Origin of the sequence: Arthrobacter sp. NPDC056493, from assembly GCF_042795115.1 — a bacterium.
Classification (GTDB): Bacteria; Actinomycetota; Actinomycetes; order Actinomycetales; family Micrococcaceae; genus Arthrobacter.
This window is the reverse complement of the sequence record NZ_JBHTSL010000044.1, coordinates 19,581-45,878: the sequence shown is the minus strand read 5'-3', so window position 1 is coordinate 45,878 and position 26,298 is coordinate 19,581. Positions and strand designations below refer to the sequence as shown.

21 protein-coding genes are annotated in these 26,298 nt (G+C 66.3%); 7 read left to right on the top strand and 14 right to left on the bottom strand.

The window, feature by feature from the left end; all coding sequences use genetic code 11:
- The 7 genes from secA to mtrA form a co-directional block, all read right to left on the bottom strand.
- A partial coding sequence (secA, locus tag ACFQ50_RS16955; RefSeq protein ID WP_377996807.1) for a preprotein translocase subunit SecA occupies positions 1 to 2,615 on the bottom strand: 2,615 nt, incomplete at its 3' end.
- A gap of 84 nt (positions 2,616 to 2,699) precedes the next feature.
- Complete coding sequence (locus ACFQ50_RS16950) at positions 2,700 to 3,914, bottom strand: winged helix-turn-helix domain-containing protein (protein ID WP_377996806.1); 1,215 nt, start codon at positions 3,912 to 3,914, stop codon at positions 2,700 to 2,702.
- Between the two features lie 29 nt (positions 3,915 to 3,943).
- Entirely contained in the window at positions 3,944 to 4,669 is a 726-nt protein-coding gene (hpf, locus tag ACFQ50_RS16945; protein WP_102971985.1) for a ribosome hibernation-promoting factor, HPF/YfiA family, read from the bottom strand.
- Between the two features lie 179 nt (positions 4,670 to 4,848).
- Complete coding sequence (locus ACFQ50_RS16940; protein WP_377996805.1) at positions 4,849 to 5,751, bottom strand: ComF family protein; 903 nt, start codon at positions 5,749 to 5,751, stop codon at positions 4,849 to 4,851.
- 105 nt (positions 5,752 to 5,856) lie between these two features.
- On the bottom strand, positions 5,857 to 7,566 hold the full coding sequence (locus tag ACFQ50_RS16935) for an LpqB family beta-propeller domain-containing protein (protein ID WP_377996811.1): 1,710 nt from the start codon (positions 7,564 to 7,566) through the stop codon (positions 5,857 to 5,859).
- A 5-nt stretch (positions 7,567 to 7,571) separates the two neighbouring features.
- A complete protein-coding gene (gene mtrB / locus ACFQ50_RS16930; protein WP_377996810.1) occupies positions 7,572 to 9,500 on the bottom strand; it encodes an MtrAB system histidine kinase MtrB in 1,929 nt (642 codons plus the stop codon).
- Positions 9,501 to 9,657: 157 nt separating this feature from the next.
- Positions 9,658 to 10,332, bottom strand: a complete 675-nt coding sequence (mtrA, locus tag ACFQ50_RS16925) for an MtrAB system response regulator MtrA (RefSeq protein WP_003804986.1) — start codon at positions 10,330 to 10,332, stop codon at positions 9,658 to 9,660.
- A 561-nt stretch (positions 10,333 to 10,893) separates the two neighbouring features.
- Between mtrA and ACFQ50_RS16920 the strand changes: the two genes are divergently transcribed.
- Genes ACFQ50_RS16920 through ACFQ50_RS16895 form a run of 6 tightly spaced genes read left to right on the top strand, consistent with a single transcriptional unit; the run spans position 10,894 to position 16,983 of the window.
- Complete coding sequence (locus tag ACFQ50_RS16920; RefSeq protein WP_377996804.1) at positions 10,894 to 11,991, top strand: hypothetical protein; 1,098 nt, start codon at positions 10,894 to 10,896, stop codon at positions 11,989 to 11,991.
- Positions 11,988 to 12,695, top strand: coding sequence for a DUF4129 domain-containing protein (locus ACFQ50_RS16915; protein WP_377996803.1), 708 nt, complete (start codon positions 11,988 to 11,990; stop codon positions 12,693 to 12,695). Before ACFQ50_RS16920 ends, ACFQ50_RS16915 begins: the two co-directional genes overlap by 4 nt.
- The gene (locus tag ACFQ50_RS16910; protein WP_377996802.1) at positions 12,692 to 13,942 is read left to right on the top strand and encodes a DUF4350 domain-containing protein; all 1,251 of its coding nucleotides are present in this window, start codon (positions 12,692 to 12,694) and stop codon (positions 13,940 to 13,942) included. The genes ACFQ50_RS16915 and ACFQ50_RS16910 overlap by 4 nt, the downstream gene beginning before the upstream one ends.
- Before the next feature lie 56 nt (positions 13,943 to 13,998).
- A complete protein-coding gene (locus tag ACFQ50_RS16905; protein ID WP_377996809.1) occupies positions 13,999 to 14,967 on the top strand; it encodes an AAA family ATPase in 969 nt (322 codons plus the stop codon).
- Between the two features lie 4 nt (positions 14,968 to 14,971).
- The gene (locus tag ACFQ50_RS16900) at positions 14,972 to 16,264 is read left to right on the top strand and encodes a DUF58 domain-containing protein (RefSeq protein ID WP_377996801.1); all 1,293 of its coding nucleotides are present in this window, start codon (positions 14,972 to 14,974) and stop codon (positions 16,262 to 16,264) included.
- Positions 16,264 to 16,983, top strand: coding sequence for a DUF4166 domain-containing protein (locus tag ACFQ50_RS16895; protein ID WP_377996800.1), 720 nt, complete (start codon positions 16,264 to 16,266; stop codon positions 16,981 to 16,983). The genes ACFQ50_RS16900 and ACFQ50_RS16895 overlap by 1 nt, the downstream gene beginning before the upstream one ends.
- 33 nt (positions 16,984 to 17,016) lie before the next feature.
- On the opposite strand, the gene ACFQ50_RS16890 is transcribed toward ACFQ50_RS16895, so the two are convergent.
- Both ACFQ50_RS16890 and ACFQ50_RS16885 read right to left on the bottom strand, forming a co-directional pair.
- Entirely contained in the window at positions 17,017 to 18,057 is a 1,041-nt protein-coding gene (locus ACFQ50_RS16890) for a hypothetical protein (RefSeq protein WP_377996799.1), read from the bottom strand.
- Between the two features lie 3 nt (positions 18,058 to 18,060).
- Entirely contained in the window at positions 18,061 to 18,471 is a 411-nt protein-coding gene (locus tag ACFQ50_RS16885; protein ID WP_377996798.1) for a chorismate mutase, read from the bottom strand.
- Positions 18,472 to 18,567: 96 nt separating this feature from the next.
- Here ACFQ50_RS16885 and ACFQ50_RS16880 point away from each other — a divergent pair, with 96 nt between their 5' ends.
- A complete protein-coding gene (locus tag ACFQ50_RS16880; protein ID WP_377996797.1) occupies positions 18,568 to 19,224 on the top strand; it encodes an NADPH-dependent F420 reductase in 657 nt (218 codons plus the stop codon).
- Positions 19,225 to 19,289: 65 nt separating this feature from the next.
- On the opposite strand, the gene ACFQ50_RS16875 is transcribed toward ACFQ50_RS16880, so the two are convergent.
- From ACFQ50_RS16875 to mnmA, 5 genes are all read right to left on the bottom strand, one after another.
- Positions 19,290 to 21,005, bottom strand: a complete 1,716-nt coding sequence (locus tag ACFQ50_RS16875) for an ABC transporter ATP-binding protein (protein ID WP_377996796.1) — start codon at positions 21,003 to 21,005, stop codon at positions 19,290 to 19,292.
- Positions 21,002 to 22,024: an ABC transporter permease gene (locus tag ACFQ50_RS16870; RefSeq protein ID WP_377996795.1), complete on the bottom strand. Its 1,023-nt coding sequence runs from the start codon at positions 22,022 to 22,024 to the stop codon at positions 21,002 to 21,004. The genes ACFQ50_RS16875 and ACFQ50_RS16870 overlap by 4 nt, the downstream gene beginning before the upstream one ends.
- A 1-nt stretch (position 22,025) precedes the next feature.
- On the bottom strand, positions 22,026 to 23,117 hold the full coding sequence (locus tag ACFQ50_RS16865; protein WP_377996794.1) for an ABC transporter permease: 1,092 nt from the start codon (positions 23,115 to 23,117) through the stop codon (positions 22,026 to 22,028).
- A gap of 129 nt (positions 23,118 to 23,246) precedes the next feature.
- The gene (locus ACFQ50_RS16860) at positions 23,247 to 24,881 is read right to left on the bottom strand and encodes an ABC transporter substrate-binding protein (protein WP_377996793.1); all 1,635 of its coding nucleotides are present in this window, start codon (positions 24,879 to 24,881) and stop codon (positions 23,247 to 23,249) included.
- 274 nt (positions 24,882 to 25,155) lie between these two features.
- Entirely contained in the window at positions 25,156 to 26,295 is a 1,140-nt protein-coding gene (gene mnmA / locus ACFQ50_RS16855; RefSeq protein ID WP_377996792.1) for a tRNA 2-thiouridine(34) synthase MnmA, read from the bottom strand.
- Positions 26,296 to 26,298 lie beyond the last annotated feature (3 nt).

Below are 26,298 nucleotides of genomic sequence, written 5' to 3'. Positions count from 1 at the left end.
GCCGTGTACTGCAGCTGGGCAGGCTTCTCCGGAGCCTCCAGGCCGGCGGCGCGGATCTGCGGCTCGTGGTGTTCGGTGTGGCCACCGGCGGCATCGGCAACTACAACGTCCTCGGCCGGGGTGACTTCCACTTCGAGGTTGAAGAGGAAGCCGACGCTCTCCTCCCGGATGGCTTCCATCATGGACTGGAACATCGTGAATCCTTCACGCTGGTATTCCACCAGCGGGTCACGCTGGGCCATGGCGCGCAGGCCGATGCCTTCCTTCAGGTAGTCCATCTCGTAAAGGTGCTCCTGCCACTTCCGCCCGACGACGGAGAGCACAACACGCCGCTCGAGTTCCCGCATGCTCTCGGAACCGATGGCTTCCTCGCGTGCCTGATACACCAGCTTGGCGTCAGACATGATTTCTTCCTTCAGGAACTCCACGGTGATGCGTGACTTGCCGCCGGCCTCGTCGATGACATCGTGCGGCGTCACGGTAACGGGGTAGAGCGTCTTGAGGTTGGTCCAGAGCTGGTCAAAGTCCCAGTCGTCACCGTTGCCTTCGGCCGTCGCTTCGTCGATCAGTGCGTTGATGGTGTCCTCCAGGAAGAACTGCACCTTTTCGTGCAGGTCGTCGCCTTCGAGGATCCGGCGGCGGTCGCCGTAGATGGCTTCGCGCTGGCGGTTAAGGACGTCGTCGTACTTCAGGACGTTTTTGCGCTGCTCGGCGTTCCGGCCTTCGACCTGCCCCTGGGCCGAGGCAATGGCACGCGAGACCAGCTTGGATTCCAGGGCCACGTCGTCGGGTACGGAGCTGTTCATCAGCCGCTCCGCCGCGCCGGAGTTGAACAGGCGCATGAGGTCGTCGGTCAGTGACAGGTAGAAACGGGACTCGCCGGGGTCTCCCTGGCGGCCGGAGCGGCCGCGGAGCTGGTTGTCGATGCGGCGGGACTCGTGGCGCTCAGTTCCCAGCACATACAGGCCGCCCAGGCCCAGGACTTCCTCATGCTCGTCCTTGACGGCCTTTTTCGCAGCTTCCAGCGCCCCCGGCCACGCGGCCTCGTACTCGTCCGAGTTTTCTTCAGGGTCGAGTCCGCGCTGTGCCAGTTCGGCGATGGCGGTGAACTCGGCGTTCCCGCCCAGCATGATGTCCGTACCGCGGCCGGCCATGTTGGTGGCGACCGTCACCGCGCCCTTACGTCCGGCCTGGGCCACGATGGCTGCTTCACGGGCGTGGTTCTTGGCGTTGAGAACCTCGTGCCTGATGCCCTCCTTCGCCAGCTGGCGCGAGAGGTACTCGCTCTTTTCGACGCTGGTGGTGCCCACCAGGACGGGCTGGCCGTCCTCGTGGCGTTCGGCGATGTCCTTAACCACGGCCTCGAACTTCACGACCTCGTTCTTGTACACGAGGTCGGACTGGTCGAGCCGCTGCATGTCGCGGTTCGTGGGGATGGCCACCACGCCGAGCTTGTACGTGCTCATGAATTCGGCGGCTTCGGTTTCGGCCGTGCCCGTCATGCCGGAGAGCTTGTCGTACATGCGGAAGTAGTTCTGCAGCGTGACCGTGGCGAGGGTCTGGTTTTCAGCCTTGATCTCGACGCCCTCTTTGGCTTCGATCGCCTGGTGCATGCCTTCGTTGTAGCGGCGGCCGGCCAGAATACGGCCGGTGTGCTCGTCAACGATGAGGACCTCGCCGTCGAGGATGACATAGTCCTTGTCCCGTTTGAACAGTTCCTTGGCCTTGATGGCGTTGTTGAGGAAGCCGATCAGGGGGGTGTTGGCGGATTCGTAGAGGTTTTGGATGCCGAGGTAGTCCTCAACCTTTTCGATTCCGCCTTCGAGTACGCCGACGGTGCGCTTCTTCTCGTCGACTTCGTAGTCCTTCTCCGGCTGCAGCCGCAGGACAACCTTGGCGAACTCGCTGTACCAGCGGTTGGTGTCACCCTGGGCGGGGCCGGAAATGATCAGCGGCGTACGGGCCTCGTCGATGAGGATCGAGTCGACTTCATCGACGATCGCAAAGTTATGGCCGCGCTGCACCAGCTCGGACTTGTCCCAGGCCATGTTGTCGCGGAGGTAGTCGAAGCCGAATTCGTTGTTGGTGCCGTAGGTGATGTCGGCAGAGTACTGCTCGCGGCGGACAGACGGGTCCTGGTTGGCGAGGATGCAGCCACTGGTGAGCCCGAGGAAGCGGTAAACGCGGCCCATAAGCTCAGACTGGTATTCGGCCAGGTAGTCGTTCACGGTGACAACGTGCACGCCATTGCCCGTAAGGGCGTTGAGGTAGGCCGGAGCAGTGGCCACCAGAGTCTTGCCTTCACCGGTCTTCATTTCGGCGATGTTGCCCAGGTGCAGGGCAGCGCCACCCATGAGCTGGACGTCGAAGTGCCGCATGCCAAGCGTGCGGGAGGACGCCTCACGCACGGCGGCGAAGGCTTCCGGCAGGAGGTCGTCGAGCTTCTCGCCATCCTGGTGGCGCGCCCGGAGCCGGTCTGTTTCTTCACGAAGTTCCGCATCCGTGAAAGTTTGGAACGATTCTTCAAGGGCATTAATGGAATCAGCATAGTTCCGCAGTTGCCTCAGGAGCTTTTTGTCACCTGTGCGGAGAATTTTTTCGATTAGTGATGCCACGTGAAGTTGCTCCCAGTCTCATGCTGCCGAATTCTGGCGTGATTTAGTCTACGGGAGAGACGCATGGCACGTTGCCCTGTTCCCTCACAGCGGATAGCCGGTGATGGCCGCGGCGACCGCGGGAGCAAGGTCGCCCACCGGCGAGACGGCAACGCCCTCCAGTCCCAGCCAATCCGCCATCAGTTGCAGCTCGGCAGCAAGTTCGACGGCGGTGTCCGCCGGGGCGTCCGGCTCACCGAAGCACGCCCTGGCAAGCAACATGCCGGCGGCCCGGTCTGCCTTAAGGTCCACCCGCGCCACGATGCGGTCGCGGAGCAGGAACGGAAGCACGTAGTAGCCGAAGCGGCGTTTGTCCACGGGCGTGTAGATCTCGATCCGGTAATGAAATCCGAAGAGCTCCTCGAGCCTGCGCCGTTCAAACACCAGCGAATCGAACGGGCTGAGCAGAGCGCGGCCAACGGCCTGGCGCGGGAGCCGTGCCTGGGCGTGGCGGTACACCCTTCGGTCCCAGCCGGAAACTGTCACAGGCTCCAGGCGCCCGGCTTCCACGAGCCGCTGAACCGAGGCCGTTGCTGCCTTGATTGGCGTCCTGAAGTAATCCGCGAAACACCGCACGCTCCCGATGCCGTGCGCCTGCGCGGCCGCGTCGATGAGCCGGTCCATGGCGTCCGAAGGATCCGGTACCGCTGCGAGGTCATGGCCGGGCAATACCTGGCGGGTCAGGGCATACTGGCGTTCGAACTGGTCCGTCCTTGACGCAGATGAGACGACCCCCTCTTCAAACAGGTGCTCGAGAACGCGTTTGACGGCGTTCCAGTTCCAGCCCCAGTTCACGTGATTGCGGTCTTCAACGTGCCCGAGCCTGGCCGTGAGTTGGGCAGCCGTCATAGGTTTTCCGTCGGCGAGCGCCTCCAGGACACGGCCGGTCACACCCGAACGCAGCCCGGGGTCCATCCCTGCCGCGCCCACCCACTTGCGGTTCTGCCAGACCACCAGGTCCAGGAAGTGTTCCGGGCGGATGTAGCTGGCTTCGTGGGCCCAGTACTCCACCATGCGCCGCGGGTGCCTGCCTGCCATTTGGTGGAGGATGGACCGGTCGTAGTCGCCGAGCCGGGAGAAGAACGGCAGGAAATGGCTCCGGGCCAGTACGTTCACGGAATCGATCTGGACGAGCTGAATCCGGGCAAAGGTCCGGCCCACCGCCCGTGAGGTCACGGGGCCGGCGGGCCGTCCTTTGTCCAGTCCCTGGGCTGCCAGTGCGATCCGCCGGGCCTGCGAGAGGCTCAGCGATGCACCCATGTCAGCCCTTTCGTTGCCTGGGCTCCATCTTATGCAGTTGCGGCCGCATCGTCCGAGCGGTACGCGAGGATTTTCTCCTCATGCGTGTTCTCGCCGGGTTCGCAGTAGTGGTCCAGAGTGATAACTCCATAGGTCCAGCCGCGGCGACGGTATACAACAGATGGTGCGTTCGTGGCCTTGTCCACGAAAAGGTAAAAATCGTGACCGATAAGTTCCATATTGTCCACGGCGTCGTCAAGGGTAAGTGACGCGGCCGGGAATACTTTGCGCCGGATCAGTACCGGCGAGTCGCCGGCAGGGATGTCGTTGTCGACGTCGTACGGCGATTTCTCAGCCGGTTCCGGAGCGGCCTGGGTGTTATTGCTCGCTTCGACGTAGATCGGCTGGTTGGAGCTCGCGGGCTCCAGTGTTGCAGTTGCCTCGCGGACGGCCTTGGGCGTGTGCCGCCCGTGGTGGACCTTCTTGCGGTCCTTGGCCCTGCGCAGCCGCTCAAGCAGCTTGTTGTAGGCGAGGTCGAACGCGGCGAACTTATCTGCGGCGCTTGCTTCGGCACGGATCACGGGGCCTCGGCCCAGGACTGTCACTTCAACCGTGAGCTGGTCACCGGTCTGCCGCGCATTTGTTTCCTTTGAAACCTTCGCGTCGACCCGCTGGACCTTGTCCCCAAGCGATTCGATCTTCGAGATCTTCTCGCCGGCGTATTCGCGGAATCGGTCCGAGACCGTCAGATTTCGTCCGCTGATCATGAACTCCATGGTGCCCTCCAAATGACTTCGGTGACACGACGGCGGCGCTTCCTGGGGACGATCTGATTGACAGTCGAGCCCCTTTCCGAGCCGCTATCGAAAGGTACAACTGATCTTGGTACCCATATCCGACGTTAGTTCATAGCAACCAGTTATTCATCCTTTCGCAGTTTATTTTTTTCTATGTCTCAGGTAAGCCCCAGGCAGTCCCCAGGATGCCGTGACTGCGCCGGGGCGGCCGCCGCATCCGGCGCACGGGTGGCGGCAAGGACCACAGCACCGCGAACAATTCCGCCGGCTTCGTGGACGGCCCGGGCGGCTTCCGCCAGGGTGGCACCGGTGGTCAGGACGTCGTCGACGATGACGCACTGCCTCCCCCGCAGCGAGCTTCCGCGGGCTCCCCGCGTGGTGCGCATGGAACCCCGGACCCTACGGGACCTGTCTCCTCTGCCGAGTCCCTTCTGGCCTCCTGACAGGCCTATGCCTGCGCCGCGCTTCCCGCACTTGCGCAGCGCATCGGTGCAGTCCACCTTACGGTCGTTGAAACTCCGCCCGACGCCGGCCAACAGCAGGTGAACGGGGCTGAACCCGCGTTTCCGGTATGCACTGCCGCTGGTCGGGACCGGAACGAGGACTACGCCCTCCGTTCCCGGATATGCTGCCGCAAGTGCGTTGGCGAGGACCTTCGACAGCACACGCCGCAACTGCCCCTGGCCATGGCGCTTGAAGGCCAGGATGGATTGTGAGAGCTCCTCGCGGTAGATGCCCGCCGCCACCACAGGCAGGATCACCGACCCGTCGGTGTCCATGAGCGCGGGCGCCCCGGTCTCCGCCCGGAAAGGATGCCGGGTGAGCATCCGGAGCCTTCGCTCGCAGCCGGCACACAGCGCAAGATCCTCCTTGCCGCAGCAGACGCATTCCACGGGCAGCGCGAGGGCCACGATGTCGGCTACGGCCCCCGCCAGCAGGTCCCAGGCCCGCAGAAGGTGCTGCCCGTGCACCCCGCGGTGGCGGGCGTGCCACAGGGGCTGGACCAGGAGATCCGGATCCGCCGAAGTGCTCTGCCTGCCTTCCGTCCTATGGCTCCCCACGGTTCAAGGGTGCGGCGACGGAGCCGGCCCGCAAAAGGGCGGGCAGACTCCATGTGGAAAAACACGAGCCTGGAAACGCCCCACGCAGGAAGAACGGGGTAACGGTCAGCCGGGAAAGGACGGGTCGGTGGGTCCCCTCAGCTGCGCCGACCAACCATTACCAAGCCTCTGGAAGATGCCGTCCCTGGACTGCGCGTAGATCTCCTCGGGACCGTTGCCTGCGCTGAGGGCGACCAACCCCGGCCACGGTGCAAGCTTCTGCGGCTGGGAAGAGGTGAGGGACAGAAGTTCCGGAGTCACGTTCGCCGTGCCGTCACCCCGCATGACCACTGCTGTGGTGTCGTTCACCCATACTCCCTGGTCCGGGTTGCCGCTGGCCTGCAGCGTGATGGGCGTCGTCAATTCCTTTGGAGTGCCGTCAGCACCGCGGATGATCCCGGTCACCTGCACCCGCGTTGTGCCGTTCTGTTCGGAGATAACCAGTGCCCGGACACCTTCGCGGGACACCCGGAAGTCCTTAACCGTGCGGCCGGCGAGCCAGGACGGCGTCAGCGTTACGGATGGCACCGCCGCGCCCTGGGCAATTCCCGTGGGACGGAAGGCGGTCAGCTCCGTGATGCCCTGCGCCCCCGGCCCCGCTGTCCACAGCCAGTCGTGCAGGCTGAACGACGGGTGCGTCAGGGTGCTGCGGGTGGTCAGGGCGCGCGCCGGCTGGCCGGGCACCATCGAATAAAGGGTGCTGCGGCCGCCGTTCAGGAACGCCACCGTCTGCGAGACGGGCGACTCGGCCGGCGAGCGTGGTTTCAGGGCCGCCACCGGCTGCATGTCGGGCAACGGTGACACCCTGTTGTTCTCGTACCGCACTAGCTCGTTGTTGCTGACTGCGATCTGGCGCGCGGGCACATTCCTGTTCTGGACCGGCGGCAGCACGGAGCCGTTGTCTTCCACCCGGACGAGGTCCTGGTTGGCCCGCAGCTCCACGTTGATGACGTCCGGCTGGCTGCGGAACGTGAGGGCCAGCTGTGTCTGCATCCTGAGCCTGTCCTCGGTGGAGGCGTCTGTCAGTTCCTTGGCCGAAAGGTCCACCTGGGCCGCGCCCGAGACGACGGGCACCGACTCCCTGGCAAGCTTCATGCCGGACGGGAACGCGCTGACGACGGCGCCCTTCAGATACGGGGCGGGTCCGCCGAGCAGGGCGCTCGTCATGGATTTCACTGTCTTCTTTTTAATGAACCAGCGGACATCCGGGACGGCATACGTGAAGCTGGGGTCGTAGAAGTAGATGGGGTAGGCGCCGTAGATGACCTTGAAGGTCTCCTCGGGAATGGCGGTGCCGTCGGGGATCTTGGAGATGCGCCATTCGCCGTCGACCTGCACCAGCGTCACGGGGATGTTTTCCTTGGTTCCCTCCGGCATCTGGGTGGCCACGCCGTCGGAATCCACTGAGTACGCGACGTCCAGTTCATAGTTGTAGACGCCCTCGACGCCGGTCTTCACCACGCGCTCGGAGCGGAACACCAGCGTCCGCTGGTCCGGCTTCCAGGCCACCGAGGAGGCCTGCGTCAGGTACTGCCGCGCCACGGCGTAGTCGTCCTCGTACCCGCTGCCGGCCAGGTAGAAGTCCTCGATGACTGCTTCAGGACTGGACCCGGTGCGCGGAGCGACGGGAAAGAACACCGGCGCATTAGGATTTCCGGCGCTTTCATCCGTGCTCTTTCCAACGGGGCCGGACCGCGGGATCTGGGCGCACGAGGCCAGGAACAGCAATAAGACGGCCAGCAGCCCCGCGGCCAGTCCGCGGGCCGCCGGGCGCACCCGGCTCACGAACGCTCCCCCGTACGCGCTGCCTCCGGTGTGCCCGGCCGGGCGGCCGCAGCAGGCTCTGCCTCCCTGGCCGGCGCAACACCATCAGCGGATTCGCCGGCGGCCGCGGGGGCCCCGGTTGCGGAGGCCCCATGAGCGGAGGCCCCGGCCGCGGCGTCATGAGGCGCAGCGTCCCCGGTCGCGGAGTCCCTGAACACTGAGTCCGTGGGCGCCGGTGTGGCCCCCGGGCCCAGGACGAGGACGCTGTGGTCGCCGGGGCTGCCAAGTCCCACGTCTGCCGGCTCAAGGGGCAACGGCGACTTTGTGATGGTTCCGCCCTGTTTGAGCGGAAGCGTGAGTCTGAAACTTGAGCCGACGCCGGTGTTTCCCCAGGCCTGCAGCCAGCCGTTGTGCAGTTTGGTGTCTTCGGTGGCAATGGACAGGCCCAGACCGCTGCCGCCGGTGGTGCGGGCCCGCGCCGGGTCGGCGCGCCAGAACCGGTCGAACACCCGCGCCGCTTCGGCGGGACTCATGCCGATTCCGTGGTCCCTGACGGTGACAGCGACGGCGTCCGCACTCGAGGCGACGGAGATATTGACGGGCCGGCCTTCGCCGTGTTCGAGGGCGTTCAGGATCAGGTTCCGCAGGATCCGGTCGATGCGCCGGGAGTCCATTTCCACCACGACGCTGCCTTCCGGCGCATTCAGCATCATCTTCGAGCAGTACTCTTCGGCGACCGGGGCCGCGCCCTCCATCACATGCGAGATGAGCTGTACGATGTCCGTCGCCTCGGCGTCGAGCATGGCGACGCCGGCGTCGAACCTGGAAATTTCCAGCAGGTCCGCCAGCAATGACTGGAACCTCTCCACCTGGTTGTAGAGCAGTTCGGCCGACCTCTTGTTGATGGGGTCGAAGTCGTTGCGGGCGTCGTACAGCACCTCGGCGGCCATCCGGACGGTGGTCAGCGGGGTGCGGAGCTCGTGGGACACGTCGGAAACGAACCGCTGCTGCATCTGGGACAACGTGGCCAGCTGCGTGATCTGTTCCTGCAGGCTCGCGGCCATGTGGTTGAATGACGCCCCGAGGCGGGCCACCTCGTCCTCGCCCTTGACTACCATGCGCTCCTGCAGCTGGCCCGCCGCCAGCTTTTCCGACACCACGGCGGCATGGCTCACAGGGCTCACCACGTTGCGGGTGACGTACCAGGCGATGGCGCCAATCATAAGGATCAGTGCAGCGCCGCCGGCCCAGAGGACGTTCTGGATTTCGTTCAGGGTCTGCTGCGCGGTGTTGAGGTCGTAGATCAGGTAGAGCTCATAGACAGTGCCGTTGAACGTCACCTTGTTGCCGACGGCGATGCCTGGCCGGTCCTCGGTCCCCACCGGGAACTCCGTGGAAGCCCAGAACTGTTCCTTGCCGGAATCCTGGACTGCCTTCCGGAGGTCCGGAGGGATGACGCTGATGGTCAGTTGGTCCGATGCGCGCGACTCCACCCACCGGTTGCGGGGCTTGGTCTGCTCCGGCATCGCCTCAAAGACGTAACGGCGCTGGATCACCGAGCCCTTTCCCTCCACCGCGTTCAGGGTGTCGTAGACCAGGGTGATCACACTGGACTGGTCGGTGACCTGGGCGCCGTCGAACGTGTCCTGGACCTGCTTGACGTTGTAGCGGGTCTCGGACTCCGCCTGCGTCAGCCGTTCCTGGAACAGGTTGTTGGCAATCTGGTTGGACAGGTAGGCGCCAACGATCGCGAACGAACTGATGGATAGCAGCAGGGTGGTCAGGACGGTGCGGAACTGCAGCGACCGGCGCCACCGGCGCTGCAGGGAATGCAGCAGATACCGGATGCCGGGAAAAATACGGTCGACGCCGGTGCGCACCAGGCGGGCGACCCGCAGCACGACGATCAGGGCGCGGCGCCGCCAGATCCGGGCCTGCGAAGGCAGCCCCGCGAGCCCGGCGCCAAAGGCGTCGGTGTGCTCCGGGGTCGGACGGGGACCGGCTTTGCGCGAACCGTCCCGGGCATGCTCCGCCGTGGGAGCGCTTCCGCGGGTTTCGGAACCGGAACCCACGGGCGTCTCAGGGGGATTCTGGCCCTGGGGTTCAGGACCCTGCTTTGTAGCCGACACCACGAACCGTCATCACAACTTCCGGGGCTTCCGGATCACGTTCAATTTTGGACCGCAGTCGCTGGACATGGACATTGACCAGCCGGGTGTCAGCCGCGTGGCGGTAACCCCAGACCTGCTCCAGGAGCAGCTCACGGGTGAAAACCTGCCAGGGCTTGCGCGCCAGGGCCACCAGGAGATCGAACTCGAGCGGGGTCAGCGAAATCCGCTCGTCGCCGCGGCTCACGAGGTGGCCGGCAACATCAATCGTGATGTCCGCGATACGCAGCGTCTCTGGCGCCTTCTGGTCACCGGGGCGCAGGCGCGCCCGTACCCGGGCAACGAGTTCCGCCGGTTTGAAGGGCTTGGGCACGTAATCGTCGGCACCCGATTCCAGTCCCCTGACCACGTCGGAGGTGTCCGACTTGGCCGTCAGCATGACGATCGGAACGTCCGACTCGGAGCGGATCTGCCGGCACACCTCGATGCCGTCCGTTCCCGGCAGCATCAGGTCAAGGAGCACGAGATCCGGCTTTGACGAGCGAAACACGTCCAGGGCCTGTCCGCCGTCCGCGCAGAAGACGGGCTCAAAGCCGTCGTTGCGCAGGACGATGCCGATCATTTCTGCGAGCGCCTCGTCATCATCAACCACCAGAATGCGTGCCTTCATAGTTATATATTCCCTTATTGCTCTTGCTTTGTCTTATTGATGGAGTTTTCGGCGGGGCGCGTGCCGGGCGCCGCCCGGCCCGGAAGCTAGGATGCCCGACGGCGGAACTATAGTCTGGAGGTGCCCGGCCGTTGGCCGGTACGCACCTTGGGGAGGAACAGGTTGTCAGAGCAGGATCCGCAGCACCCGCCGTCCGGACAAAGGCCGCCTGAACACCGCCCGCCGGAAGACCCCGCTTACGGGCAACTGCCCCCAGACCAACTGCCCACAGACCAACTGCCTCCGCACCGGCTGCCTGCGCAGCCCGCCGGCCAGCCCCCAGCGCCGTGGGCTTCACCGCAGCAGCAGCCCTGGGGCTCACGCCCGCAGTGGGGAAGCCAGCAGTGGGGAAGCCAGCAGCCCGGACCTTACCAGTCCGGCGCCCACCAGCCGTACGGGCCGCCGCAGCAGTGGGGCGGAGCGACGAATCCCACTGGCCAGAATCCGACAGGGCCTTATCCCACAGCGCCGAGCCCCGCCGTCCCCTATCCCATGTATGCGGCCCCGCCGAAACCAGGAGTTGTGCCGCTGCGGCCGCTGATGTTCGGCGAAATCATGGACGGCGCCTTCCAGACGATCCGGCGGAATCCCAAAGCGATGCTCGGGGCAGGCCTGCTGGCGCAGGCGCTGGGCGCTGTGATCGCCGGCGTTGTCCCGCTGTTCGCCCCAGCGTCAGATGCTTCCGCGGAGGCCTGGCTGGCGAACCTCAGCACCTCCGAGATGACCGGTCTCTTCGCGGGTGTGGCGGGCGGCTTCATACTTTTCGGCCTGGTGTCCGTGTTCATCTCCGTGGTGATGCAGGGGGCCATGGTGGTCCCCGTGGCCAGGTCCATCCTTAACCGGCCAACCGGGTTCCGGCAGATGTGGCTGCTGGCGCGCGGCAGGGCCTGGACGCTGGTCCGTCTGGCCGGAATCGGGGTGGCAGCCGTGCTGCTGGCGATGGCGCTCATCGTCGTGGCCACCGCGCTGCTGGCCAATGCGATGGGCACAGGGTCGTTGGTCATCGTCCTTCCGCTGTTTCTGGCCTTTATTGCAGCCATGATCTGGGTGTCGGTCAAGCTGACAGTCGCGCCAGCGGTCATCGTCGTCGAGGACGTCGGGGCGCTGGACGGTATCCGGCGCTCCTGGGCCGTCACCCGGGGAAGCTGGTGGCGCGTCCTGGGCATTGTCCTCGTCGTTTCGCTGCTCGTGGGCATCATCGGGCAGATCGTCCTCATCCCGGTCACCCTGCTCTCCGGGCTGCTCACGACCGTCACCGGCCCCCAGGACCCGGCCAGCCAGGCGGCCACCCTGCAGGTGGTGGTCGGTGTGGCCACGGCGGTCGTGTCCGCCGCCGTCGGCGCGGTGGCGTTCGCCTTCCAGACATCGGTCATGGCCTTGCTCTACCTGGATTTGCGGATGCGCAACGACGGCCTGGATATCGCGCTGCTCCGGCTGCTGGAATCCAGGACCGACGACGGCGGCATCCCGGGCCGGGGCGTTCCCGTCTACAGCTCGGGCCGGAACACCCCGGGACCCCACCAGCCGTGGCCCTACCAACAGGGGCCTCACCAAACCGGGCCTTACGGAAATTCAGCAGGCTGGCCGCCGCCCCCGGGCCCGCCCACGATGCCGGGATGAGCGCCGCCGGCCTCCTCACAGCCCTGCAGCACTCGACGCTGCTGCTGCAGCGAACCCTCGAACCGCCGGTGCAGCCCGACCGGGAGGAAGCGCGCCGCTGGGCGATGGAGGAGCTCTCCAAACGCGAGTACCGGGAGGCGGCACCCGGCTGGCTGGAAACCCTCTGGCAACAGTTCCTCGACTGGCTGCAGTCCGTGACTGATGGCCAGTCCCCGGCCGATGGACCTCCGGTGGCGCCCTTCATCGGCCTGGGCATCGCCATCCTGGTAGGCGTGGCCATCATCCTGGCCCGGCCCCGGCTGAATGCCCGCCGCCGCGCACCCAAGGAAATTTTCGACGCCGAAGTAACCGCCACGGCAGCCGACTACCGGGAGCGCGCAAAAGCCGCAGCCGCCCGCGGCGACTGGGCGGCCGCCGTCGTCGAACAGTTCCGCGCGCTGGTAAGTTCTGCCGAGGACCGGGCCGTCCTGGACCCCCAGCCCGGCCGGACAGCCGACGAGGCTGCCGGACAGCTCACGCGCGCGTTTCCGGCGGCCAGCGACAGACTCGACGCCGCTGCCCGCATGTTCGACGCCGTCCGCTACGGCAGCGGGAGCGCCGCGGCAGCCGACTACGCCGCGATGGTTGAGCTGGACTCGACTCTGGAAAGGCTCACGCCCTCCTACGCAGCGGCCGCCCCCGGCGGACTGGCGGTGCCCAGATGATGCCTCTCCCCCGCACCGGAGCCGCCGCCGCGGATACCCCGTCCGACGGCGGCAGGCCAGCAGACGGTGTTCTTGTCGCGGCCCCGCGCAGGAGAACCGGCTTGTTCCGCAGGCACCGGGCGGGAGTGCTCTTCGGCGTTGCCATGGCCGTTGCCCTTGCGGTGATCCTCATACTCCAGTCGACGCAACGGGCCGACAGCCAGGAGCTGTCCATCCACAATCCCGGTCCGCAGGGCGCCAGGGCAGCAGCCCAAATCCTTGGTGCGCACGGCGTCACAGTCAACCAGACGGCGTCGTTCGAGGAAACGGTGTCAGCGGCGCGTGCGGCCGGTGGCAGCGGGTCCGGCTCAACGGTCCTGGTCTACGACCAGCGCGGATTCCTGGCTCCCGAAAGGCTCCGCCGGCTGCTCGCGGAGACGGACCGGCTGGTGGTCGTGTCGCCGCGCCTAGCCACGCTGACGGGACTCGGCGGCAGCATCCGGCAGGCCGGCGTGGTCCCCGGCACTGAGCAGACCCTGCAACCCGGCTGCGCTGTCGCCGATGCCCAGGCCGCCGGGGATATCAGTGCGGACGGCGGCTTCCTCTACACCGGCGGCACCGTCTGCTACGGCGCCGGCGGCAACGGGCGGGGCATTTACGCCACGGCCGAGAACGGAAAGCTCGTGGTGCTCGGCAGCACGGCCGTGATCAGCAACCAGTTCCTGGCAGCCAACGGCAACGCCGCACTCACCCTGCGAACCCTGGGCAGCCAGGGACACCTCGTCTGGTACCTGCCGGGTCCCGGTGACCTCGGAGTCAACCCCGCGCCGAAGACCCTGGCCGAACTTGCACCTGCGTGGTCAGCATTTGTGGCCCCGTGGCTCATTGTGGTGGCCCTGGTTGCCATACTGTGGCGCGGACGCCGCCTGGGCCCGCTGGTCTTCGAACCCCTGCCTGTGGTGGTGAAGTCCGCGGAAACGGCCGAGGGCCGGGCCCGCCTGTACCACGAGGCCCACGACGTTGCCCGGGCGGCAGACACGCTCCGGGCAGGCACGGTCGTCCGGCTTGCCTCGGCCCTCCGGGTTGGCACCGCCGCCGGGCTTACCGACGTGGCCTGCTCTGCCGTGGCCGCCGCCGCTGCCCGGCACCTGGACCGCAACGCCGCAGAAATACAGCAGATCCTGCAGCACCGTCCCGCAACCGAGGCCCAGCTGGTCCGCTGGGCCCAGGACCTTGTCCGACTAGAGAAAGAGGTAAAGGCCAGATGAGCCAGCAGCCAAACGGCCACCAACACGGAACCTACGGCGAGGCGCCGGTGGGCACCATGGCCGCTCCGCACGCGCCGGATCCTGCCCGGCAGGCGCTCCTGGACGTCCGGCATGAGGTGTCCAAGGCAGTTGTGGGCCAGGATTCCACGGTCACCGGCCTGCTGATCGCCCTCCTGTCACGCGGACATGTGCTGCTGGAAGGCGTGCCGGGCGTGGCCAAGACGCTGCTGGTCCGCGCCCTGTCCGCTGCCCTGAGCCTGGACACCAAACGCGTTCAGTTCACCCCGGACCTCATGCCCGGCGACGTCACGGGATCACTGGTGTACGACGCCGCCAATTCGGAGTTCAGCTTCCGCGAAGGTCCCGTCTTCACCAACATGCTCCTGGCGGACGAAATCAACAGGACGCCACCCAAGACCCAGGCCTCACTGCTGGAAGCCATGGAGGAACGCCAGGTGTCCGTGGACGGCGTGTCGCGCCGGCTGCCCGTGCCGTTCATTGTGGCGGCCACGCAGAACCCCGTGGAGTACGAGGGCACCTACCCGCTGCCCGAGGCCCAGCTGGACCGCTTCCTCCTCAAGCTGACCATGCCCCTGCCGGACCGCGCCGCCGAAATCGAGGTAGTCCGCAGGCATGCCGCCGGCTTCGATCCCCGCGATCTCGCCGCGGCCGGCATCCGCCCGGTGGCGGGCGCCGACGAACTTGAACGGGCGCGGCGGGCAGTGGCCGCCGTCGAAGTGTCGCCCGAGGTGCTGGGCTACATCGTGGACGTGGTCCGGGCCACGCGTGCCGCCCCGTCCTTCCAGCTTGGGGTCTCGCCGCGCGGTGCAACCGCGCTGCTGAACACCTCACGGGCCTGGGCCTGGCTGTCCGGCCGGAACTTTGTCACCCCGGATGACGTCAAGGCGCTGGCCCACCCGTGCCTGCGGCACCGTGTGGCGCTCCGGCCCGAAGCCCTTATGGATGGCGTCCAGGTGGACGACGTGCTGGGCAGCATCCTGGCCTCCGTCCCCGTCCCCCGCTGATCCGGTGGCGATTTCCGGGCGGCTGGTACTCCTGGCGGCGGCCGGGCTGGTGCCGGTGCTGCTCTTTCCCGGCTGGCTGACCGTGCTTGCCGTGCTCCTGGTCCTCGGCGCCCTGGTCCTGCTGGACTTGCTGCTGGCCGCCGCGCTGCAGCAGGTCTCGGTGGAAAGGTCAGCGCCCGCCAACGTTACGCTTAGAGGCACGGCAGACTCTGTGCTGACGGTGCATAACAGCGGCACGCGCAGGCTCAGGGCCGTGGTCCGTGATGCCTGGCAGCCTTCCGCCGGCGCGGAAAATCCGGTCCGGGCGGCAGAGGTTCCGGCCGGTGAAAGGCGACGCCTGAGCGTGAGGCTCCGGCCCGTGCGCAGGGGTGACCTCAAGGCGCCCCACGTCACCGTCCGGTCCTTCGGGCCGCTCCGGCTGGCCGCCCGCCAGAAAACTGTGCATGCACCCGGATCGCTGCGGGTGCTGCCGCCCTTCAATTCCCGGCGGCACCTGCCGTCAAAGCTCCGCCGGTTGCGGGAACTCGACGGCAAGGCGGCAGTGCAGATCCGCGGTGCCGGAACCGAGTTCGATTCACTGCGCGACTATGTGCGCGGCGATGACGTTCGCTCCATCGACTGGCGCGCGACGGCGAGACGGTCCGCCGTCGTCGTCCGCACCTGGCGGCCGGAGCGCGACCGCCGGGTGGTGATCATGCTGGACACCTCCCGGACCGCCGCTGCGCGCGTGCACGACGAACCCCGGCTGGACACCGGCATCGAGGCTGCACTGCTGCTGGGGGTCCTGGCCGAACGCGGCGGTGACCGCGTCGACTTCTTCGCCTTCGACCGCAGGATGCGTTCCCGGGCGGCCACGACGGCGGGCGGCAACCTGTTGGGCCAGCTGGTACAGGCTATGGCGCCGCTGCAGGCCGAACTCATCGAGCTGGACTGGGCACAGGTGCCCGCCCAGGTCCGCGCGGTTTCGGCGCACCGTTCCCTCGTGGTCCTGCTGACCTCGCTGGACAGCGGCGCCCCGGAGGAAGGACTCATTCCGATGGCGGCGCGCCTCGCCCAGCAGCACGTCGTGGTGGTGGCGTCGGTCCGCGACCCACTTCTTGGCGAGATGCTCCAGGAAAGAACGACGGCGGCCCAGGTGTTCCGTGCCGCAGCCGCGGAACGCGCCCTGCTCGAGCGGGAAGCCGTGAGTGTCCAGCTGCGCCAGCTCGGCGTCGAAGTGGTGGACGCCGAGCCACACCAGCTGCCGCCGGCGTTGGCCGACGCCTATATCCGGCTCAAGGCGGCCGGGCGGCTGTGATGGCTAACCCGATCTACCGCCAGGCCCTGGGGGCCGGCTTCGACCGACTGCAGCCAGAACTGCAGGAGTACTTTTCACTTACCCCGGGCTCCGGAACCTATGGCGTCGGCGAGGGTGTTTTCGAGGTGGTGGGCTGCAGGCAACGGTGGCTGCGGCCCATACTGAGGCTGACCGCCGGCGAGCAGGCCTTCTTTCCTGAGTACGGCGAGGGTGTCCGCTTCCGGATCGAAAACCATGCGCACCTGGATCCGTTCGGCCGCTCCAGCCTGACGGCGCGGCGCGAGATTTTCTTCCCGGGCAGGACCAGGATTTTCCAGGACACCACGAGTGTGGAAGCGGGCGGCGCCGGTGCCCAGGCCCGTCTGGTGGACTATGTGGGCCGGTACCGCCGGCTGGTCACTGACCTGAACCTGATGGTGACGGCCGAGGGCCGGCTGCGGGGAGTCTCCGAGGTATCCCGGCTGTTCCTCGGCCCGGTCCGGCTGCCGCTGCCGGCGGCCCTTGACGCAAAGGCCTACGCGGAGCAGTGGTGGGACCCGGCCGCGGGAGAAACCGGGCGTCACAGGATCCAGGTGAAGGTGATCCAGCCGCAGCTCGGCCTCGTCCTGGTTTATGCAGGCCACTTCGACTACCGGCTGGAGCCCTATCCGTCCGGAAGATCTTCGGCGGGCTTCCTTCCGGCGTATGCCAGGCCGGACCGCTGGGAGCGGCGAAGCTAAGAAACGGCAGCGCGCCCAGCCCGGCGCAGCAACTTAGCCGAGCGCGAACTGGTTCAGGCCGTCGGCAACCTGGGTCAGCCGGGTGAGGACCTCCGTCGCGGCGGCGGGCGACTGCTTTTCAAGGCCGCCCGACGGCGTGACGCGCACTGTGCCGAGCGCCGCCAGCGGGAGTCCGAGCTGCTGCCACGGACGCCTGACGCATTCAACAACCGCTGAGGCCTTCGGCACGCCGCCCGGCCCGTCGGCCTGCAGGGCCCCGGCCCACAGCCGCTTGCCGGCCTCGACTGCCTCCGCGAGCTGTTCCCACTGCCGGGTGGTCAGGGCCCTCAGCGGGACGGCGATGGCGTCCGCGCCCGCAGCAAGGATCCTCTCGAACGGGGCCTCGATTTCCGGCACCGCTATCGCAATTTCGGCGGCGCCGGCCTCGCGGAGGGCGTCGATCACCACGCGCCAGAGCTCGGTGACTTCCTGCCCGGCGACGGAGCGCAGGGTGCGGTAGCCGCTGGATGTGGGGATCGTACCGGCGAGGACAGAGGCGATGTCCGGTTCGTCGATCTGCACCACGAGTCCGGCCCCGGGCACGGCGGCAGCTACCTTGGCCAGGTGCGCTCCAACGCCGGCGGCGAGGGACGCAGCGATGTCGCGGCGGGCGCCGTAGTCGATCAGGGCACGTTCACCGTTATGGAGGTGCAGTCCGGCGGCAAGGCTGAGGGGACCCCGCAGCTGGACCTTGAGCTCGCTGGCGGCACTGTCCTCTTCGCCGGCAATGTCGGCCAGCACGTTGATGTCCGTGGACAGGGCCGACCGCGCCCGGACCAGGTCGCGCCCGGGCCGGTCGACGATCCGCCAGCCGTGCGGCTGGACGTCCACTGCCAGGTCAACGAGGAGCGACGCGGTGCGCCCTATGGCGTCGGCACCGACGCCGCGGTCGGGCAATTCGGCAAGAAAAGGCAGGTGCGGGCTGCCGAGCTCACCGCGGATGATGCGGGTGGCCTCCACCGGGTCCTGGCCCGGCCACGGTCCCAGGGCGGTGGCCGTTACCTGGGCCGGCAGCTGGGCGTCTGCGTCCTGCACGGCTTAGGCAGTGAGCGGGGCGGTGGGGCTGGCTGTTCCGCCGGCAGCGTTGTGGTCCTCCGCGATCGCCTCGTGGTGCCGGATCACCTCGCCGATGATGAAGTTCAGGAACTTCTCCGCGAACGCCGGGTCCAGCTGCGCGTCCTCGGCAAGGCGGCGGAGCCGGGCAATCTGGGCTGTTTCACGTCCGGGGTCCCCCGCCGGAAGTCTGTGGGCAGCCTTGAGGAAACCCACCTTCTGTGTCGCCTTGAACCGCTCCGCGAGGAGGTAGACGAGGGTCGCATCGATGTTGTCGATGCTCGACCGGATTGACAGCAGTTCCGCCATCACTGCAGGATCCACATGCCCGGCCAGGGAGCTGGCGGCGGGATTGTAGGAGTCAGTGTCAGGCAGATCATGGTTTAGCTCGGTCATGGTTCCAGTCTATGGGCAGCGCCGGATTCTCTGCCCGTGTTAAGGATGCTGGCAGAGAATGTAAGTGTTCGCACATACCGATGAGGGAGGATGCACATGAGGATTGCAGTTCTTGGTACCGGGGTGGTGGGCAGGACCCTGGCGGGAAAACTCGTGGAGTCCGGGCACGACGTCGCTCTCGGGTCCCGAAGCGCCACAACGGAGGCCGCCGTGGGGTGGGCAGCGGGAGCGGGGCCGCGGGCCAAAGCCGCGACGTACTTCGACGCCGCGGCGGAGGCCGAGGTGGTCATCAACGCGACGCCAGGCGCGGTATCGCTCGAGGTGCTGGCCGCGGCAAGCACGAAGAACCTCGCCGGCAAGGTGCTGATCGATGTGGCCAACCCGCTGGACCATTCGGCCGGCTTCCCGCCGTCGCTCTCTATCTCGAACACCGACAGCCTGGCGGAAACCATCCAGCGGGCGTTTCCCACTGCCCGCGTGGTGAAGGCACTGAACACCATGCGCGCCGACGTCATGGTGGCGCCGGACCGGCTGGCAGGCGGGGATCACGACGTGTTCATGGCCGGTGATGACGCGGCGGCCAAGGACGTGGTGGCCGGGCTCCTGCGGGAATTCGGCTGGCGGCCCGAACACATCAGGGACCTGGGCCCGCTAGAGGCGGCGCGGGGCCTGGAGATGTGGCTGCCGCTGTGGCTGCGGATTTTCCTGAAGCAGGGAGACAGCGTGTTCAACATCAAGGTGGTCTCTGAGTAGCGCTGCAAAGGCAGGCGTCCCCGCCCTCTGCAGAGGACGGGGACGCAGGTCTTGGGCGGTGGCCGCTAGATACCCAGCAGGGCGCGGTGGTCCTGCCGGCGTTTGGCCTGCTCGGCGGGATCCGGGACGGGCAGCGACGCGATGAGGCGCTTCGTGTAGTCATGCTGCGGAGCACCCATGACCTGGTGGCCGATCCCCTGCTCAACGAGCTTGCCCTTGTACAGCACCCCTACCCAGTGCGACAGCATGTCCACCACCGCGAGGTCGTGGCTGATGAACAGCGCCGCAAACCCGAACTCCTGCTGGATTTCTTTGAAGAGTTCCAGTACTTTCGCCTGCACCGAAACGTCCAGTGCCGACGTCGGCTCATCTGCGATGAGCAGTTTCGGGTTCAGGATAAGCGCCCGCGCCAGTGAAGCGCGCTGGCGCTGCCCGCCGCTGAGTTCATGCGGGAAACGGTCAGCGTACGACGCCGGCAGCTGGACTGACTCCAGCAGCTCACCGACACGTTTGCGCGCCTGTGCCGGCGAGGGGTTGGTGTGGATGATGAGCGGTTCGGCGACGCAGTCGCCGATGGTCAGCTGCGGGTTGAAGGACGCCGCGGGATCCTGGAAGACGAACCCGATCTCCTTGCGGAGCGGCTTGAAGCTCCGCTCCTTGAGGTTCAGCATCTCGTAGCCGAGCACGTTCAGGCTTCCGCCGGTGGTCCGGTTGAGGCCTGCGATGGCCCGGCCGATGGTCGTCTTACCCGACCCCGATTCGCCGACGAGTCCGAACACCTCACCCTCGGATACCGTGAAACTGACGCCGTCCACTGCCTTGAAGGCGGGGCTGCCCAGCCGGCCGGGGTATTCGATGGTGAGGCCCTTCGCCTCCACCAGGACCTTGCCGTCCTGGTGCGCCCGTTCCGTCATCCCTTCCGACGCCGAATGGCGGCCAAGGTGCGGCACGGCGGCCAGCAGCTTCCGGGTGTAGTCCTGCCGCGGCTCGGCGAAGAGGGACTTCGCCGAGGCCTCCTCGACGACGTCGCCGCGGTACATCACCACCACCCGGTCGGCGAGGTCGGCCACCACGCCCATGTTGTGCGTGATCAGCACAATGGACGTCCCGTACTTGTCCCTCAGGTCCCGCAGGAGCTCCAGGATCTCCGCCTGCACGGTGACGTCCAGGGCGGTGGTGGGCTCATCCGCCACGATCAGCCCCGGGTTCAGGGCGAGCGCGGCGGCGATGACCACGCGCTGCTTCTGGCCGCCGGAGAACTGGTGGGGGTAGTAATTGACCCGCGTTTCCGGGTCCGGGATGCCCACTTTGCGGAGGGCCTCGATGGCCCTGGCCTTCGCCTCCTTCGCGGTGACCCGCTTGCCGCCGTCACGTCCCGCGTGGGCGAGGATGCCTTCGGCGATCTGCCACCCGACGGTGAACACGGGATTCAGCGCCGTGGATGGTTCCTGGAAGACCATGGCCACGTCCCGTCCCCGGATCTGGCGGAGCTTCGCGGGGCTGACGCTGATGACGTTGCTGCCGTTGATCACCACGGCGCCGGAACTGATGGCAGTTTCCGGCAGCAGGCCAAGGATGGTCTTGGCCGTCACGGTCTTGCCGGAGCCGGATTCGCCGACGATGGCGAGCACCTCCCCCGCCTTCACCTCGAGGCTTACGTCCTTGACTGCATGGACGTCCCCCGTGTCGGTGGCGAATGTGACCTTGAGATGGTCGATGTCCAGCACCGGTCCGGTGCCGGCCCCATGCCGGTCAGAAACAGATCCGATATTGATGGTCATGAGCTTCTCACATCTGCTGAAATGGCTGCCTGGGCCGCCGCGGTGGAGTCCGGGCCGCCCTTGTTCCCGGCGCGCTTCCGGCCGCGGAGGCGGGGATCGTTGAGGTCGTTGATGCTCTCCCCCACCAGCGTGAGGCCAAGCACTGTCCACACGATGGCGAGGCCCGGGAACACGCCGGTCCACCAGATGCCCGACGTGGTGTCTGCCAGGGCCTTGTTGAGGTCAAAGCCCCATTCGGAGGCGGACGAGGGCTCGATGCCGAATCCCAGGAAGCCCAGGCCGGCCAGGGTCAGGATCGCCTCGGAGGCATTCAGGGTGAAGATCAGCGGGAGGGTGCGGGTGGCGTTCCGGTAGATGTGCCGGCCCATGATGCGGATGCTGGAGGCGCCCACCACCTTCGCGGATTCGACGAAGGGTTCCGCCTTGAGCCTGATGGTTTCCGCCCTGATCACCCGGAAGTACTGCGGAATGAACACCACGGTGATGGAGATCGCCGCAGCGAGCACACCGCCGAAGAGGTTGGACTCGCCCCCGCTGATGACGATGGCCATGACGATGGCCACCAGCAGTGACGGGAACGCGTAGATGGCGTCTGCCACCACCACGAGGACCCGGTCGAGCCAGCCGCCGAGGTATCCGCTCACCAGGCCGAGGATGACGCCGGCGAAGATGGACAGCACCACGGCCACAACGATCACGAAAATGGCGGTCTGGGAGCCCCAGATAACCCGGGACAGGACATCATAGCCGCCGACTGTCGTGCCCAGCAGGTGCTTTCCGCCGGGCGGCTGCTGCGTGGGGAAGCTGCCGTCGGCGTCGGAAAGCTGCGAAAATCCGTAGGGCGCAAGGAGCGGCGCGAAAATAGCGGTCAGGAGGAAGATGCCGGTCAGGACGAGGCCGACGACGAGCATGCCGCGCTGGAGTCCGACGCTCTTGTTGAAGTGGGAAATAACGGGCAGCCGCCTGAACAGCGGGGCCCTGCGGTCCACGGTGGCTTCCACCGGAGGGGCGGTGCTCATGTCAGTACCTCACACGGGGGTCGATCAGCGCGGCCACAATGTCCACGATGAAGTTGGTGACGGCGACGATAACGGCCAGGAGCACCACGATGCCCTGGACGGCCACGAAGTCACGGGCCGTCAGGTAATTGGCCAGCTGGAAGCCCAGCCCCTTCCACTCGAAGGTGGTCTCGGTGAGTACGGCGCCGCCCAGCATCACGGCGATCTGTAGGCCCATTACGGTGATGATGGGGATCAGTGCCGGCTTGTAGGCATGTTTGGTGACCAACCGGAATTCGCTGACGCCCCGCGAGCGTCCCGCCTCGATGTAGTCCCGGCCCAGGGTGCCGATGACGTTGGTGCGCACCAGCCGGAGGAAGATGCCTGCTGTCAGCAGCCCCAAGGCCAAGGCAGGCAGGACGGCATGCGCCATCACGTCGCCGAGAGCGGCCATGTTGCCGCTTCTGAGCGCGTCCAGCCAATAGATTCCCGTGGGCGCCTGGAGCCCGGTGAGGGCAAGTTCGCTGGAGGTTTTCGCCCGCCCCGCAACAGGGAGCCAGCCAAGCCAAACGGCAAAAGTCAGCTTCAGCAGCATGCCGGCAAAGAACACGGGAGTGGCGTAGCAAAGGATGGCGAAGACGCGCAGCACGGCGTCGGGAAGGTGGTCGCGCCGGTGTGCGGCGATCATCCCGAAGGGAATGCCTACCAGGAGCGCGACGATCAGCGCGTTGACGGTCAGTTCAAGGGTGGCTGAGCCATAGGTGGCCAGCATCTCGACAACCTTGCGGTTGTCGGACAGGGTGGTTCCGAAATTGCCCGTGACAAGTTGCCCCAGGTACTCGAAGTACTGCACGGGAAGCGGACGGTCATAGCCTGCGGCGTGAATCCGTTCCTGCAGTTGCTCCGGGGGCAGCCGGCCGCCCAGCGCGGCCGTGATGGGATCGCCGGTGATCCGCATGAGGAAGAACACCATGGTGACCAGGATGAAAATCGTCGGAAAGATCAGGAGGAACCTGATCAGGAGGTATTGGCCCAGTCCCCCGCCGGACTTCTTTTTCTTGGTCGGCAAAAGGCCGTCGGCGTCGCTTGGCGGCGCCTCAATAAGAGTTGTCATTACTGCCTGATTCTGTGTTTCCGGATCCGCAACGGAACCGGAATCGGCTGTTCACTGTCCAGCAGGAAGGCGGGACGCCCGGAAGGCGTCCCGCCTCCTTGGCTGGTTAGGACCTGATGGGGTGGAGCCCTACTTCGAGATCACCCCGAGGCGGGTCTTGAACGAAGCGTCGAGGGTCTGGTCCACGCCCTTGACGTCTGCCCCCGCAACCATGAGCTGTGCCCCCTGCAGCAGCGGCAGGGTGGAGAGGTCCTTGGCGACGGCGGTCTGCGCCTCGCCCAGCACCTTCTCGCGTTCGGCCTTGTCCACGGTGGTGAGCTGCTTGGTGACAAGCTCGGTGACGGAGGAGTTCTCGTAGTGGTTCTTCAGGAAGTTGCCAGGGATGAAGAACGGCGTGAGGTAGTTGTCGGCGTCGGAATAGTCCGGGAACCAGCCGAGCTGGTAGACCGGGTAGGCATCGGCCGTCCGGGCCTTCGAGTAGGTGACCCATTCGGTGGACTGGAGGTCAACCTTGAACAGCCCCGACTTTTCCAGCTGTTCCTTGATCATGGCGTATTCGTCGCCTGAGGACTTGCCGTAGTGGTCGGGGTTGTACTGCAGCTTGATGTTGACGGTACCGGTGATGCCGGCGTCCGCGAAGGCCTTCTTGGCCTTGTCCAGGCTGGGCTTGCCGTTGCCGTCGCCGTACATTTCCTTGAGCGGCTGGATGGCCCCGTTGAAGCCGTCCGGAACTACGGAGTACGCGGGCAGGTAGGTGCCCTTGTAGACCTGGGTGGCAATGGCTTCGCGGTCCACAATGTCTGCCATTGCCTGGCGTACGGCGAGCGCCTTCTTGGCGTCGGCGTCGGCCGTCTTGGCACCGAACGGCATGGTGTCGAAGTTGAAGACGATGTAGCGGAGTTCGCCGCCCGGACCCTTGTGCACCTTGACCTTCGAGTCCTTCTCAAGGTCGGCGGCGTCGGTGGCCGTCAGGCTACGGCCGGCGACGTCGATGTTGCCCTGCTGGACGTCGAGCTTCAGGTTGTTGGAGTCGGCGTAGTACTTGATGTTGGCGCCGTCGTTGGCAGGCTTGCCCAGGAGCCCCTGGTAGTCCGGGTTGGCCTTGAGGCTGATGAGCTCGTTCTTCTTGTAGCTCTCGATGGTGTACGGCCCGGCAAATGGCTTGCCCTTGACGATCTCGTCGTCGCTGAGGACCTTGTCCGCCGGGAAGACCTCTTCGTCGACGATCGGTCCGGAGTTGGCGGCCAGAACGCCGGGGAAGACCTGGTCGTTGCCCGCCTTGAGGGTGAAGACCACGGTTGAGTCGTCCTTGGCCGCCACGGACTTCAGGTTCGACAGCAGGGCGGCCGGACCGTTGGGGTCGGCAATCTTGACCACGCGGTCGATCGAGAACTTGACGTCCGAGGAAGTCAGCGCGTGGCCGTTGGCGAACTTGAGGCCCGGCTTGAGCTTCACGGTGTACTCAGTGGGAGTGGTGAACGACGCCGATTCGGCGATGTCCGGAACAGCGTCGGCGCTGCCGGGCTTGGAGTTCATGAGGAACGGGTAGATCTGGTTCATCACCATGAACGAGCCGGCATCGTAGGAACCGGCAGGGTCCAGGGTGACCACCTTGTCCGTGGTCCCGTAGGTGATGGTGCCTCCACCGGCGCCTCCGGTGGATGTGCCGCCGCCACCGGAAGGGCCGGTGCAGGCTGTCAGTGCGAAAGCGGAAACACCTGCCAGCGCGATAGCGCTCCGCAAGGCCCTCTGATTCTTTGCCATCTGTGAACTTTCTGTTCGATGAGTACGCACGGGGTGCCCGATCTGACTCGTGTGCGGGCAGCCCGCTGATGCCTCTGATTCAACCAGAAGGTTGCCCGGTGAAACATTGCATCGTGTGAGTTGAGACACAAAATTTACCAGAATGGCGTGCAGTCTGCTGACCGAACGGTCGGGAACCGTGAAATGGCAATAAAAAACGGCCAGCGGAACAATCCGCTGGCCGCTCATTCTTCCTCCGGAAACCGGAGCACGGTGTAAGAATGTTGGGGCTAAGTCAGAGCTGGGCCCGCTGCAGGGACCGCGCAGCGTCGATGGTCGCTTGGCCGAGTACCCTGCTGCCCTGGTAGAGCACCACGGTCTGGCCGGGCGAAACACCGCGCAGCGGATCCGTCAGGGTCACCACAAGGCTGTCCCGGTCGATCCCGGCGTCGTCCGCAACCCGCTCCATCCGTGCAATGGCAGGAACGGGGTCACCGTGCGCGCGGACCTGCGCATGGCAGTCAAAGTCGGCGCCGGAGCCAACCTCATCGATGGGCAGGCCGGCCCAGGAAACCTTGATCCCGCGGATCTCGTCGATGGCCAGCAGGGCCTCGGGCCCCACCACCACTTTGTTTTCCTTCGGCCGGATTTCCAGCACGAACCGCGGCTTGCCGTCGGCTGCCGGCCGGCCAAGCTTCAGTCCCCGCCGCTGCCCGACAGTGAACGCGTTCGCACCGCCGTGTTCACCCACCTTGGCGCCGGTCTCATCCACGATGTCGCCTGTGGTCATGTCGATCTTTTCCGCGAGCCATCCGGCGGTGTCACCGTCCGGGATGAAGCAGATGTCATGGCTGTCCGGCTTGTTGGCCACTGACAGCCCGCGCCGTTCGGCTTCCGCGCGGACCTCCGCCTTCGACGGCGTGTCCGCGAGCGGGAACATGGAGTGCTTCAGCTGCTCGTGGGTGAGTACGCCCAGGACGTAGCTCTGGTCCTTGGCCCAGTCGGCGGCGCGGTGCAGTTCCCGGTTTCCGTCGGCGTCCTCGATGACCTTGGCGTAGTGGCCCGTGCAGACGGCATCGAACCCGAGGGCAATCGCCTTTTCGAGCAGGGCGGCAAACTTGATGCGCTCGTTGCAGCGCATACAGGGGTTGGGGGTGCGGCCGGCGGCGTACTCGTCGATGAAGTCCTGGACCACATCCTCCTTGAACCGCTCCGAGAAATCCCACACATAGTAGGGAATCCCCAGGACGTCACAGGCCCGCCAGGCATCGCGCGAATCTTCAATGGTGCAGCAGCCCCTGCTGCCGGTGCGCAGTGTACCCGGCATCCTTGACAGCGCGAGGTGAACGCCGACGACGTCGTGCCCCGCCTCGACGGCGCGGGCGGCTGCGACGGCGGAGTCAACTCCGCCGCTCATGGCTGCTAGAACTCGCATTAT